This is a genomic window from Faecalibacterium sp. i21-0019-B1 (assembly GCF_042852915.1).
In the GTDB taxonomy this organism is placed as follows: Bacteria; Bacillota; Clostridia; order Oscillospirales; family Ruminococcaceae; genus Faecalibacterium; species Faecalibacterium taiwanense.
The window spans coordinates 2,669,954-2,683,509 of sequence record NZ_AP031425.1 but is presented as its reverse complement, the minus strand read 5'-3'; the positions used below and the strand labels follow the sequence as shown (position 1 = coordinate 2,683,509).

Genomic DNA, 13,556 nt, shown 5'->3' with positions numbered 1-13,556 from the left:
TTGAACCTCTTTCCATAGAGAAGGGGCTGTTGCAAAGCAGCCCCAACGAAAAAATGAGATAGGCTTCCCCGAAAGGGGCTGCCTATCTCATTTTTTTTTGAGATCTGCCTTTGAGTTTTCAGCATTCTGCCCGTTTTGTACGGTGAATGCGGCAGTTTTCAACATTTTAAAGGGACGCTGTTTTGCAACAGCCCCGCGGGCGATGGAATGGCCCGACTCGTGTCCGGCAAGAAAGCTGCCCGCCCACGATATGCAGTTTACTTGCGTGCGATCATTTCGGTGTAAGCCAGCACCAGCGGGCCGACACCCTTGGCATCGTTGCAGACCACCGGCTCGCTGAAGTAGTAGGCCAGGGAGCCGTCGCGGTGATCCTTGCCGCCAAGACCCGCCACCAGGCAGATGCCGTCCAGCTGCAGACTGCCATCCGGGTTCTTGGAGAGGTACTTGTCGCAGGTGCCGTAGAAGGCCTTTTCGGCCCATGCGGCCATGCGTTTGGGCAGGTAGCCCAGACGCACGCCTTTGAGCACCGCGTAGGCAAACAGAGCGGTGCCGCTGGTCTCGAGGTAGTTGCCCTCCACACCGGGGTGGTCCATCACCTGCCAGAACATGCCGGTCTCCTCGTCCTGGAATTTGTGCACATCCTCAATGGTCTGCTTGAGCATTGCCATGATGCCGCGGTACTCGTTGTACAGCTGCTCGTCCATCCGCTCCAGCACGTCCACCATGGCTACCATGAACCAGCCCATGGCACGCAGCCAGAAGTTGGGGCTGCAGCCGGTGACGGGGTCGGCCCAGTACATCTGGCGGCTCTCATCGTAGCCGTGGTAGTACAGGCCGGTCTTTTCGTCCCGCATGTGCTTTTTGATATTCATGAACTGTTTGTAGCTGTCGATGCAGCCCTGCATCTTGTTAAAGCGGGTCTCGTACTCCATGTAGAAGGGCTGGGCCATGTAGGTGCCGTCCAGCCACACCTGCCACGGGTAGATGTCCTTGTGCCAGAAATTCCCCTCTTTGGTGCGGGGCTGGGTGGCCAGCTGGCTGCGGATGGTCTCGATGGCCTTGCGGTACTTTTCCTCCCCAAAGATATCGTACAGGGTGAACAGGTTTTTGCCCTGATTCACGTTATCCAGATTGTACTCCTTGGGGTCGTAGGTCTTGATGGAGCCATCCTCCTGCACAAAGGAATCAATGAAGCTCTTGGAGAAGTTCAGATACTTCTCGTCGCCGGTGGTCTTGTACAGGCTCAGGCAGGCCGTGATCATGCAGCCGTCGATGTAGTTCCACTTGTTGGGCTTGCCGCTGCGCACCTTCTCGATGTTCCACATGGGTGCTTCGGCGCTGGAATTGGCGATCAGGTAGTCCACGTAATCGCCCAGCATGGCAAGAATTTCTTCATGGGTCATGGTATCAGTCCTCCTCAAAATGGCCGACATTTGCAAAGTGCAGGCGTTCGCCCTCGTAGCCCTCGATCTTCACGTTGTGCAGGTCGATCTCTTTGACGTTCTCGGCGTAGATGGCCAGCTTCTTCACCAGAGGGCGGTTATCTGCCATAGCGGCCTGACCGGCCTCGGCATTGGGGTCAAAGGTGATCGTGACGTTCTTCATGGAAACGCGCTCAATAGGCTGCTCCGGCAGGCCGTCGAAGTAGCATCCCGCGAACTGAGCGTCGGTGGCGACGATGTCCTCCATGGTCAGGCTGCCCAGCTTCGGGGTGTACTCGTCCACAGGCATGGCATCGCGGCACTGCACATAGGGGCCGTGGCCGTCCGGGTCACAGAAGTAGAACATGTTGATGACGAAGGGTGCCTTGACACCGCGCATCTCCACGTTGCGGAACACCAGCCCGTCGATGACGGCGGTGTTGCCGCGGCCACGGCGGGTCTTGACGCGCAGGCCGCGGTCGGTGTGATCCATCAGGCACTGGGTGACCACCATATCCTTCACACCGCCGCTCATCTCGCTGCCAATGACGATGCCGCCATGGCCTTTGTCCAACAGGCAGTTGCGGATAACGGTGTGCTCACAGCTCTTTTTCAGCTTCATGCCAAGGAATACCTTGCTGGCCTTCATGGCAATGCAGTCGTCGCCCACATGGATGTTCACGCCGATGATGCGGATATACTCACAGCTTTCGGGGTCGATGCCGTCGGTGTTGGGGGCATTGTAAGGATTGTTGATATTGAAGTTCAGCAGGTCAAGGTGCTTGACAAAGATGGGGTGGATCGTCCACGAATAGCTGTTCTGCACCGTGATGCCGTGCAGGCAGATGTTCTCGCTGTCCACAGCAGCCACAGCGCGGGGCCGCCATGCGATGCGCTTGATCTTGGGCGTTACCCACCAGTCGCCGTTCTCGGCATCGCAGTCCAGCGTGCCCTCGCCGGTCACAACGACATCGTGCACCTGCGTGATGTTCAAAAGGCCGGCAAAGCTGCTCAGGGGGTTGCCCTCCCAGCCGGTCAGGTAGTATTCGTCCACCTCGTTCTCGCTGGGGATCACGCCGGGCAGGATGGGATAGTGGGTGCGGTCGTTGTCGCCCAGCAGCACAGCGCCCTTTTCAAGGTACAGGGTGGTGCAGCTCTTCATGAACAGGCTGCAGGTGCGGTAACGGCCTGCGGGCACGTACACTGTGCCGCCATTGGGGCAGGTGGAAAGAGCCGCCTGCAACTTGAGGGTGTTGTCCGTGGTGCCGTCGGCCACCAGACCGTAGCGGGAAGCATCCACAAAGAAGGTCTCGGCCTCGGTGGTAAAGGTGCAGGTCAGGCTTTCGCCCTCGGCCTGCACACCCACCGTGTACTCCGTACCGGGCAGCAGGGAGAACAGGGAGAACACGTTGGTCTGGCAGGCTTCGTAGACGGTTTCTCCGTTCAGGGTAACGGTGAACGGGTGGGCCGGACGATAGCACAGGCCGTTTTCCAGCTCGAAAACAGCGCTGCGCGTCATGGAACGGATAAGCGACAGATTCATGAGAGAACCTCCTGATGGTTTTGTCTTGCCCGCAGGAAGCGGACATGATATGATAAAGATTAGAATGAAGGGAACCCCTTCCGTCGAACCCTCGCGGGTTTGCCACTTCCATCCGTGATGGAGGCTTTGGCATACCGGAAAGCTTTTCCTCTTCACCAGAGGCTCCCTCTTTGAGGGAGCTGGCGCGGCATCAGCCGCGACTGAAGGAGTTACCTATGAGATCAGAACGTGAAAAGATCACCGGCAAGGTGGCCGCTGCCACCCTGCGTCTGAATGCGAACCGCTACGAGCTGCCGCCGGATGAGGACACCTGCTATCTGCTGCTGGTGTCGGAGGGCAGCGTCACGCTGGAATACGAGGGCGGGAATGTGCTGGTAAACCCCGGCAGCGCCGTGCTGCTTGGCCCCGGCGGCTGCCGCTTTGCACAGACCGGCAGCGCCGTGCCGCAGATCGTGGGGTGCCACTTTCCGCTGGGGATGCTGCATGATTTGAAAAACACAGCCGGGCGGGATTTCGGCCGCCTGTTTGCGCCCGGGGAGCGCACAGTGCTGTATGCACCGGTGCAGTGGCAGAGCCGCATCCGTACCCTGCTGGAAATGATGGCCAGCGCCAGCACCGAGCAGGATTACCCCGGCCCGCTGTACCTGCTGCTGATCCTGCACTATGTGGAGCAGGAGTGCATTGCCGAGAGCAGCGCTGTGGCGCGTCCCCACAACGAAACGGTGGAGCAGATCTGCGCCTACCTTGCGGCCAATTACCGGCAGAAGTTTTCCCTCACCGAGGTGGCGGCGCAGTTTTATCTTTCGCCCTACTACCTGAGCCGTTTGTTCCGGCGGGTAACGGGCCAGTCCATCGTGGATTACATCAACAACCGCCGCATCGAAGCGGCCCAGAAGCTGCTGGAAACGACCGAGCTTTCCATCAGTGCGGTGGCCGAGCAGACCGGCTTTGCCAGCGCCGCCCATTTCCGCCGGGTGTTCCGTGAGGTGATGGGTACTGGCCCACTGCAGTACCGCAAAGGACATAAGAAATAAGAAACACCCCCTGCGCCATCTACGGGAACGGCACAGGGGGTGTTTGTTTGTATCAGATGATCTTATGCTGTGCGGGGAAAGGGCTTAGCCCTTGACGGCACCGGCAGAGATACCTTCAACGAACTGGTCCTGTGCACAGAAGAAGACGATCAGCTGCGGCAGGATGGAGATGAGGGACAGAGCAAGGATCTTGTTCCATGCGAAACCGGTATCACCGTCCATGGACAGCTTGACGAACAGGGACATCGGGTACTTACCGGGAGTGCTGACGTAAAGCAGCGGACCCATGAAGTCGTTGCAGCTCCACATGAACTGGAACAGTGCGCAGGACACCAGAGCGGGGCCAAGCATGGGCACGATGACCTTGTACAGGGTCTGGAAGGAGGAGCAGCCGTCGATGGCAGCGGCTTCGTCCAGATCACGGGGGACATTGCGCATGAACTGCACCAGCTGGTAGACGAAGTAGGTCTCGGTCGCAAATGCGCAGTGCACCCAGATAGCCAGATAGAAGGGGCTGTCCAGCCAGCCGAACTTGTTGTACAGCAGGTACTGCGGCACATTCAGAACGACCTGCGGCAGGAACAGGGTGGCCAGCATGATGTTGAACATCAGCTTACGGCCGGGGAAATCGAAGCGGCCAAAGCCGTAGGCAGCCACACAGGCGGAGACCACCGTGCAGATCACCTTGGGGATGACGTAGCTGTAGGTGTTCAGCATGGCCTGCAGGATGTTGATGGAACCGCCGAAGTTGTTCAGTGCGCCGCGGTAGCCATCCAGAGTGGGGTGCTTGATCCACAGGCTGATGCCTGCAAAGATCTCGCTGTTGTCCTTAAAGGTAGCGCTGATCATCCACAGCAGAGGATAGATCATGATGACGCCGACCAGAATCAGGACGAAATACTTGAAGAAGGTCGCGATTTTGTTCGATGTTTTCATTCCCATACTGGTCACCTTACCTTTCGTCAGAGTAGTAGACCCACTTCTTCTGGCTGGTGAATGCAATGATCGTCAGGATGCAGACGATGATGAACATGATCCATGCCAGAGCGGATGCCATACCCATGTCATAGGACTTGAATGCGTAGTTGTAGACCAGCAGAGAGATCAGCGTGGTGGAACCACGGGGGCCGCCGTTGGTGATGATGTAGGGGCCATTGAACTCCTGGAAAGCCTGGCAGATCTGAGTGACCAGATTGTAGAAGATGATGGGGGTGATCATCGGAACGGTGATGGAGAAGAACTGACGCCACTTGCCGGCACCATCAATGGTAGCGGCTTCGTACAGGTCTGCAGGCACGCCCTTCAGCGCGGCCAGGAACAGCACCATGGCGGAACCGAACTGCCAGATACGCAGGAAGCAGATGATCCACAGCGCGTAGCTGGGGTCAGACAGCCACTCGGGGCCCTGCACCAGACCAAAGGTGACAGCGCGCAGCACGGTGTTGAGCAGGCCGTCCACGCTGAACACAGCCTTCCACAGAACGGCGATTGCAACAGAGCCGCCCAGAATGGAGGGGATGTAGTACACAGTACGGAACAGGTTGACGCATGCGATCTTGAAGTTCAGGATGTATGCGATGAACAGCGCAAAGACCAGCTTCAGCGGCACGGTGATGAAAGCGTACTTGAAGGTGATGAGCAGCGCCTTGGTGATCTTGGTGGTGGTAAAGGCCGTGATGTAGTTGGCCAGACCAACGAACTGGGTGCCGCTCTTGAAGAAGTTCATATCGGTGAAGCTGTAGTACAGCGACTGACCGAAGGGAACTGCCTTAAAGACGACGAAGCCGATGATCCAGGGGATCAGATAAAACAGACCCTGATATTTGTCCAGCCATTTCTGGAACGGGGTGCGCCCGACGGCGGGAGCATTGCTTTCTTTCATCTGGGAAATCCTCCTTTTTAAGGAATTTCGGAGCATGAGACGGACGAAGGGGTAACAGACTGGATACAGCTTTGTCAAGAATTTGTAACATATCCCTGACAAAAAAGGGGCATCTGCCGTATGGGCGGCAGGTGCCCCTCCGTATTAGCCAAAGGGTGCCCTTTATATGTACGTTACCGCACACAGCGGCACTCTGAAGAAAAACTTAGCCGATGGTGTAACCAACAGACTCCATGCCGTCCAGCAGGGTGTCAACAACGTCTGCACCGGAAACGCCGTCGTAGTCAACGGTGTCGAACACTTCCTGATAGATGCCGGTGCCGGAAGCTTTCAGGTCGTTGTTCTCGAACAGGGGATCCAGCTTGTTGGTGGTGAAGGCCATGACCTTGGCGTTTGCCTCAGCAACCAGATCCTTGACAGCGCCGGCAGCCTGAGCAGCAGCCAGACCAGCCTTGGAAGCGGGGATGCCGCACTCGGAACCCATGATGGAAGCGCCCTTCTCCTCGTTCAGCAGGAAGTTGATCAGGGTAGCAGCCTCGGCAACGCACTTGCTGGTCTTGGTGATGGCCAGACCCATGGAGACCTTGGAGAAGCCGCCGTTGTTGTCGCCGAACTTGATCTCTTCGCCAACGGTGAAGCCGTCCTTGTTGGCATCATCCAGAGCGGAGGAGTACTTGGAAGCAGCGGAATCCCACTCGAAGATGCCTGCGATCTTACCGGTGATCCACTCGTTGGACTGGTGGGTAGCGGTATCAGAGTTTGCGGAGTAGTAGGTCTTCAGGTTCATCATGACGTGGCCATCCACCAGGCTCTTGATGAAGTCGATGCCCTCAGCGATCTCGTCCTCGGTGTAGTTCAGGGTAGAGGTGACGGGATCAGCCCAGTCCTTGCCGTACTTGGACTCGAGGTAGAAGACCATCAGGATCATACGGTCGTATGCGCCCAGGTGCATGGGGTAGTAATCGTCGCCCAGCTTCTCCTTGAATGCCTTGCCGGCAGCCATCAGATCATCCAGAGACTTGGGAACTTCGGTGATGCCAGCCTTGTTGAAGGTGGTCATGTTCCAGAAGAAGATACGGCCGGTCATGGAAACGGGCACGCACTGCTGGCTGTTTGCAACGTAGCAGGCGTCCATGGCAGCGGCATCCCACTGGGTCAGATCCAGGAACTTGGAAACGGTGTTCAGGTCCACGAACTTGCTGCCGTCGGCAGAGTAGTTGTACAGCCAGTTCCAGTTTACCTGGCACACATCCTGTGCGTTGCCAGCGATGAAGGCAGCTGCCATCTTCTCTTCCCAGCCGGACCATGCGGCGAAGGTGGGCTCGATGGTGATGTTGGTGTGCTCAGCCTGGAACTCCTTGATGGCGTTCTGGTAAGCCTCGTGACGGCTGTCGCCGCCCCACCAGCTGATGGTCATGGAAACAGGGCCGTCAGACAGTGCCAGGCTCTCGTCTGCAGAAGCAGCGGGAGCGGAAGAAGCGGTGGAAGCAGCAGAGCTGGATGCAGCAGAGTTGCCGCCGCAGGCAGCCAGAAGGCCGGCAGCGCCCACAGCGCCGGTGACCTTCATAAAATCACGACGAGAAATTGCCTTGCTCATTTTTGTTCTCCTCCTAAATACAGAAAACATCATCTCGAACGGGGGTTCTGCACATACCCCGTTGTATACAATTATGATAACAAAACAACAACCAAAAAGAAAGACGCAAATTGCAGATATCTAAACAAAAACGTACAAATATTGCTCTTGTTTTCGCGCAAGAATTGACGCCTTCGCTGAAATGAATAAACTTGGCTCGAAAAACTGTGCAACATGTATACTTCGCTATTTTGCATAGAAAACTGGGATGCATCATAGGGGGAACGTCGAATTTTGCAATAATTTTGTAAACATTCCGTTTCAGAACGTGGAAACGTTGCATACATTGTGGACGAACAACAGCTTAAAAAGCCCGGATGGGAGTCTTTGAACTGATATATCAATAGCGCAAAAAATGTGCACTCTGATATATCAATTGTTTGCGGCGGGCATCCGGCACCGGTCTTCGGGCATGGAAATCGGTGCTTTTTCGCCCTTTGGGGGGGTGAAGAAGCACCGACAGCGACATATTTTGCGCTGTTGTGTGGACTGCGCCTGTGGGCCGGGAATAAAAAAGAAAGGCTGCCGTGTCGTTGGACACAGCAGCCTTGTATACAAGTTTATTCGACCCGCGAAGCAGCTTTTTCGGCGTAGAACGCGCGCTTTGCCTTGAAGTAGCACTGGGGGCACATGCTCACGTACTGCACATCGTTTTCCAGATCGATGGCTACCTGCTCGCCCTCAAAGACGAATCTGCCGTTCACCTTGCGGCAGTTGCAGATGGCCTTGCGGCCGCAGGTGCAGATAGTCTTCATCTCCTCGATGGTGTGGGCCAGCTCCAGCAGGCGGGTAGAGCCGGGAAAGCCCTTGAGCGAAAAATCTGCCCGCAGGCCGTAGCAGATCACCGGAATGTTCAAATCCACCGTTACCATGAACAGCTGCTCGGCCTGCTGCGCAGTGAAAAACTGGCTCTCGTCGCACAGCACGCAGGCCAGCGGCGCACCGTCAGCGTTGGCCGTGCGCACAGCCTCGAACACGTCCGTCTCCGGCGGGATCAGCAGATCAGCCTTGCGGCGCACGCCCAGACGGCTCACCAGCTCACCGCCGCCCTTGGTGTCCACCTGTGGCTTGAGGATCAGCACCCGCATCCCCTGTTCTTCGTAGTTGTGGGCTACCTGCATCAGGGCGGTGCTCTTGCCGCTGTTCATTGCGCCGTAGCGGAAATACAGTTTTGCCATTTGAAAAACTCTCCTTACAGAACGAACCCTCTCAGCCAAAGCCTGACGGCTTTGCCAGCTCCCCCGATGGGGGAGCTTTTCTGTATCTTTCGGGCAGGCTGTCCCTGCGCCGGAGAAGCAGAAACTTTCCCGTCCCCACTGACAAAGCTCCCCTTTCGGGGGAGCTGTCGAGCATATGCGAGACTGAGAGGGTTCAGCGGCATCTCAGGCTTTAACTGAGAGGGTTCTCTTATTTAACAGGTATATTCAGTCCTGATTGCGCAGGCGGTAGCCAAGGCTCATCAGGCTGTCGCCCAGATGGACGTTCTCCACCACCACATCGGGATACGGCACAGAGAGGTCATAGTGGGAGAAGTTCCAGAAGCCCTCGATGCCCAGATCCACCAGACGGCCGCTGACCTGTTCCGCACCGTCGCGGGGCACACAGAGCACTGCGACCTTGGGGTGATGCTCGGCACAGAAAGACTCCAGCTCGTCGATATGGCGGATCTGGATGCCGCTGATCTCCTTGCCCACCTCGCTCTGTGCCACATCAAAGGCGGCGATCAGGCGGTAGCCGTTGGTGTCGGTGGTGATAAAGCGGCTCACTGCCTTGCCCAGACGGCCGCAGCCGATCAGGATGGTGGGCAGGCGGTCACCGTTGCCGAACAGCAGGCCTTCCAGAATGGAGAGCAGGTTTTCCACCGAGTAGCCAATGCCCTGCCGGCCATTCACATCGCCGATGCAGTTGAAGTCCTGTCGTACCTGCGAAGCGGTGGTGCCCATCTGAGCAGCCAGCTCGCGGGAAGAAATGCTGTTGATGCCGTCTTCCTGCAGAGAGCGCAGATAACGGTAATATTTGGGAAGACGCTTGATAACGGGAAGCGAAGCCTTTGCAGGGGTGTTCATAGAATACTTTCTCCTTTCGCTCTATCGCAGTACTTGCCGCAGCTGCCTGCTTTACAGATGCGGCGCAGAGAAACCCTGATCCGTTTACGGGTTCATATTGCAGATATTACAGTCAATTATTTAAAGTATACTGCACCGATGGAGAATGTCAAATCATTCTCAAAAAATTTTTATGAAATGTTACCGCTTTTTTGCTGCAGCGGGTCTGCATAGCCCGGCACAGGCTGGGGAATGCTGACAGAAAACGCAGGAGGAAAGCATATGAATGATGAAACGCAGCTGACCGACGCGCGTCGGCTGGAAAAGGAAGAGATCGAAGATCTGGGCACGGTCACGCTGGCCCGCGGGGAGCATGTGATCCACTGCCTGACCGTCATCGGCCAGATCGAAGGCCATTCGGAAGCGCCGCAGGGCCAGAAGACCACGAAGTATGAGCATGTCATCCCGCAGCTGGTGGCCGCGCAGGAAGACCCCCGCATCGAGGGCCTGCTGGTGTTGCTGAACACGGTAGGCGGGGATGTGGAAGCGGGCCTTGCGCTGGCGGAGCTGATCGCCAGCGTGTCCAAACCCAGTGCAACGCTTGTGCTGGGCGGCGGGCACTCCATCGGTATCCCGCTTGCCGTCAGCGCCCGGCGCAGTTTCATCGTGCCCACAGCCACCATGACCGTGCACCCGGTGCGGCATTCCGGCGTCATTCTGGGGGTGCCGCAGACCATGCGCAGCTTTGAGCAGATGCAGCAGCGCATCACCGGCTTTGTGGCGGCCCACAGCGGCATGACCGAAAAACGCTACACCGACCTGATGCTCCACACCGGCGAGCTGGTGATGGACATGGGCACCGTGCTGGATGGACGCCGGGCCGTGAAGGAAAAGCTCATTGATGAGCTGGGCGGGCTTTCGGATGCGCTGGCGTGGCTGTATAAAGAGATTGAACGCAAATGAAGGCCGATTTTGTACAACAATAGGTTTGCCATTTTCTTCCCTGCGTGGTACAATAATAAAATCAAATAGTGTGTCTACTACAAACGCGGGGAACAAAGAAACATGGCAACAAAAAAACGTAAAACGACAACACGGCGCGCAGCATCGCGCAAAAAACGCGCCGAACAGCGGCTTCCGGCGGGGCTTGGCACCCTGTTTGCAGGCCTTTTGCTGGTGGTGCTGGCCTTTGTGGAGGGAGATTCGGCATGGAAGGCCCTGCACGATGTGCTGTTCGGACTTTTTGGCTGCGGCAGCTTTGTACTGGGCGCGGCAGTGTGCTGCCTTGCTGTGCAGTATACCCGGGGCGAAGACCTTCTGCCCAAGATCTTCAAGCTGGTTCTGGGGCTGGTGTTTGCCTGCGGCACGGTGATCGTTTTTTCCGATATCCAGCCGCAGGGCATGTCGGCATTCCAGATGACGGCTGCCTGCTACGCAAACGGCGTGAATGCATGGATCGGCGGCGGTGCGCTGGGTGCACTGCTGGGCGGCAGCCTGCTGCTGCTGTGCGGACGGCCTGCGGCAACCCTTATCATGATCGTGCTGGCACTGTGTGTCAGCCTGTACATTTTTGATCTGACCCCGGCAGAGGTGTGGCAATGGCTGTGCGCTGCGTTTGGCGGCGTGCACGCAAAGGGTGCGGCCATGGCGCAGCAGAGCGCAGCCCGCCGCGCTGAACGTGCCGCTGCCCGCGCGGCAGAAGCCGAGGCTGAGGAAGACTACGACGAAGCAGAAGATGAATACCGGGATGAGGAAGATGCCGAAGAGGAGATGGAAACTCCGGCTTTCCGCATCGGTGTGCCGGACTGGCTGAACGGCATCCGCCACTGGGGCCACAAGGTGACCGAAGAGATGGAGGCGGAGGAGCCGGAGGCCGCCCCGCAGCCGGAGCCGCCCGCAGATACTTCCGGCCAGCCGCTTGCCCAGCCGGAGCCTGCCGCCCCGGCCATCACGCCGGTGCAGGTACGGGTATCCCGGCCCCGGGCTTCCTTTGACGTAGACCTTGGCCCCGACCACACTGAGGTGAAGGAGGGCGGCAGCGAACCCATCGAGCCGCTCATCGTGGGCCCGGGCGGCACCTTTGGGCAGAACCCGCTGCGCCCGGCCCCCAGACCTGCCACGCAGCCCATCGTACAGGACGCAGTGGAGACCGATGCATCCGATTTCTTTGCAAAGGCTGCACAGCCGGTGCAGCCTGCGGCAGCGGAAAGCTTTGATACTCCGGTCATGACCCCGGCAATGCCGACGGCCCAGCCGGAAAGCCCGGCAGCGGCAGTCACGCCGGAGATGCCCGCCGTGCCCATCCAGCCCGCAGTCCCGGCGGCACCCGCCCGGGTGAGCGCCGAAAACGCCGTTGCCATGCGCGGCACACCCGACGAGGACGGCTGGATCAGCATTACCAGCGAACCGGTGGAGGAAAAGGATATCAGCACGCTGGTGGCAGCGGCAATGGAAAAGCCTGCCGCTTCCGAGCAGGCCGCGGCAGCGGCCCCTGTGGACGAGACCGAACCGGTGGATACTTATCAGTACCAGTATCCGCCCATTGAGCTGTTTGAAAAATCGCAGGACGAGACCGACCCCGGCGCGCAGGAAGAGCTGAAAGCCAACGCCCAGAAGCTGGTGGACACGCTGGAAAGCTTTGGCGTGCGCACCCGTGTGCTGGATATCTCCCGGGGCCCCTCCGTCACCCGGTACGAGGTGCAGCCCATGGCGGGTGTCAAGATCAGCCGCATCACCTCGCTGGCAGACGATATCGCCCTGAACCTTGCGGTGGCGGACGTGCGTATGGAAGCACCCATCCCCGGCAAGCCTGCCGTGGGCATTGAGGTGCCCAACCACAAAAAGACCCCGGTGTATATCCGCAGCGTGTTCGAGAGTCAGAGCTTTTTGCGCATGACCTCACCTCTGGGCATTGCGCTTGGCAAGGACATTGCCGGTGTGGCACAGGTGGCAGATCTGTGCAAGATGCCCCATCTGCTCATTGCAGGCAGCACCGGCAGCGGTAAATCCGTGTGCGTGAACAGCATCATCATGAGCCTGCTGTTCCGCTCCAGCCCGGAGGACGTGAAGCTGCTGCTGATCGACCCCAAGGTGGTGGAGCTGGCCGAGTACAACGGCATTCCCCACCTGCTGATGCCGGTGGTCACCGAGCCGAAAAAGGCCGCAGGTGCCCTTGGCAGCGCGGTGCAGGAGATGGAGCGCCGCTATCATCTGTTTGCAGAGAACAATGTGCGCGACATCAAGTCTTTCAACAAGCTGGCCGCAGAACGGCCTGATCTGGAAAAGATGCCCTACATCGCCATTATCATCGACGAGCTGGCCGATCTGATGATGGTGGTGGGCAAGGATGTGGAGGATTCTATCTGCCGCATCGCCCAGAAGGCCCGCGCCGCCGGTATGCACCTGATCGTAGCCACCCAGCGCCCCAGCGTGGACGTGATCACCGGCCTGATCAAGGCCAACATCCCCAGCCGCATCGCATTTGCAGTGTCCAGTCAGGTGGACAGCCGCACTATTCTGGACGGCTCCGGTGCCGAAAAGCTGCTGGGCATGGGTGATATGCTGTTCATGCCCGTGGGTGCGCCCAAGCCTACCCGTATTCAGGGCACTTTCGTGCGGGATGAGGAGATCAGCCGTGTGCTGGACTTCATCAAGCAGAGCGGCACCGTGCAGTATGACGAAGCCATGATCGAAGCCATGGAAAAGCACGCCATTCAGGACGGCAAGAAGGGCAGCGGCGGCGCGGACTCCGACGAGGATCCCGATACCGACCCGATGTTCAAGCAGGCCGTGGAGGTGGTCATCGATGCCGGTCAGGCATCCACCAGCCTGCTGCAGCGCCGCTGCAAGCTGGGCTACGCCCGCGCGGCCCGTATCATGGACGAGATGGAACAAAAAGGCATCATCGGACCCTACGAGGGTGCCAAGCCCCGTGCAGTGCTCATCAGCCGCCAGCAGTGGATCGAACAGCAGATGAACCAACCGGAGGAATGACC

The 13,556-nt window shown here is 58.2% G+C and carries 10 protein-coding genes; 3 read left to right on the top strand and 7 right to left on the bottom strand.

Annotated elements, in window-relative coordinates:
* Positions 1 to 257: 257 nt before the first annotated feature.
* Both ACGHP1_RS13330 and ACGHP1_RS13325 read right to left on the bottom strand, forming a co-directional pair.
* Positions 258 to 1,403: a glycoside hydrolase family 105 protein gene (locus ACGHP1_RS13330; protein ID WP_390509645.1), complete on the bottom strand. Its 1,146-nt coding sequence runs from the start codon at positions 1,401 to 1,403 to the stop codon at positions 258 to 260.
* A 4-nt stretch (positions 1,404 to 1,407) separates the two neighbouring features.
* The gene (locus ACGHP1_RS13325; protein WP_390509644.1) at positions 1,408 to 2,964 is read right to left on the bottom strand and encodes a glycoside hydrolase family 28 protein; all 1,557 of its coding nucleotides are present in this window, start codon (positions 2,962 to 2,964) and stop codon (positions 1,408 to 1,410) included.
* A 215-nt stretch (positions 2,965 to 3,179) separates the two neighbouring features.
* Between ACGHP1_RS13325 and ACGHP1_RS13320 the strand changes: the two genes are divergently transcribed.
* The gene (locus ACGHP1_RS13320; protein WP_154256274.1) at positions 3,180 to 3,998 is read left to right on the top strand and encodes a helix-turn-helix domain-containing protein; all 819 of its coding nucleotides are present in this window, start codon (positions 3,180 to 3,182) and stop codon (positions 3,996 to 3,998) included.
* A gap of 84 nt (positions 3,999 to 4,082) precedes the next feature.
* Here the strand turns inward: ACGHP1_RS13320 and ACGHP1_RS13315 are convergent, their stop codons facing one another.
* From ACGHP1_RS13315 to ACGHP1_RS13295, 5 genes are all read right to left on the bottom strand, one after another.
* Positions 4,083 to 4,940, bottom strand: coding sequence for a carbohydrate ABC transporter permease (locus ACGHP1_RS13315; protein ID WP_097777291.1), 858 nt, complete (start codon positions 4,938 to 4,940; stop codon positions 4,083 to 4,085).
* A gap of 10 nt (positions 4,941 to 4,950) precedes the next feature.
* Complete coding sequence (locus ACGHP1_RS13310) at positions 4,951 to 5,880, bottom strand: carbohydrate ABC transporter permease (protein ID WP_097777234.1); 930 nt, start codon at positions 5,878 to 5,880, stop codon at positions 4,951 to 4,953.
* 205 nt (positions 5,881 to 6,085) lie between these two features.
* Positions 6,086 to 7,477 (bottom strand): ABC transporter substrate-binding protein, encoded by a 1,392-nt coding sequence (locus ACGHP1_RS13305; protein WP_390509641.1) that lies wholly within the window; start codon positions 7,475 to 7,477, stop codon positions 6,086 to 6,088.
* Between the two features lie 599 nt (positions 7,478 to 8,076).
* Positions 8,077 to 8,694 (bottom strand): thymidine kinase, encoded by a 618-nt coding sequence (locus ACGHP1_RS13300; RefSeq protein WP_097773806.1) that lies wholly within the window; start codon positions 8,692 to 8,694, stop codon positions 8,077 to 8,079.
* A gap of 246 nt (positions 8,695 to 8,940) precedes the next feature.
* Positions 8,941 to 9,582: a redox-sensing transcriptional repressor Rex gene (locus ACGHP1_RS13295; RefSeq protein WP_097780807.1), complete on the bottom strand. Its 642-nt coding sequence runs from the start codon at positions 9,580 to 9,582 to the stop codon at positions 8,941 to 8,943.
* Between the two features lie 231 nt (positions 9,583 to 9,813).
* Here ACGHP1_RS13295 and ACGHP1_RS13290 point away from each other — a divergent pair, with 231 nt between their 5' ends.
* A complete protein-coding gene (locus ACGHP1_RS13290; RefSeq protein WP_390509639.1) occupies positions 9,814 to 10,524 on the top strand; it encodes a ClpP family protease in 711 nt (236 codons plus the stop codon).
* A 102-nt stretch (positions 10,525 to 10,626) separates the two neighbouring features.
* Positions 10,627 to 13,554, top strand: coding sequence for a DNA translocase FtsK (locus ACGHP1_RS13285; RefSeq protein ID WP_298637501.1), 2,928 nt, complete (start codon positions 10,627 to 10,629; stop codon positions 13,552 to 13,554).
* Positions 13,555 to 13,556 lie beyond the last annotated feature (2 nt).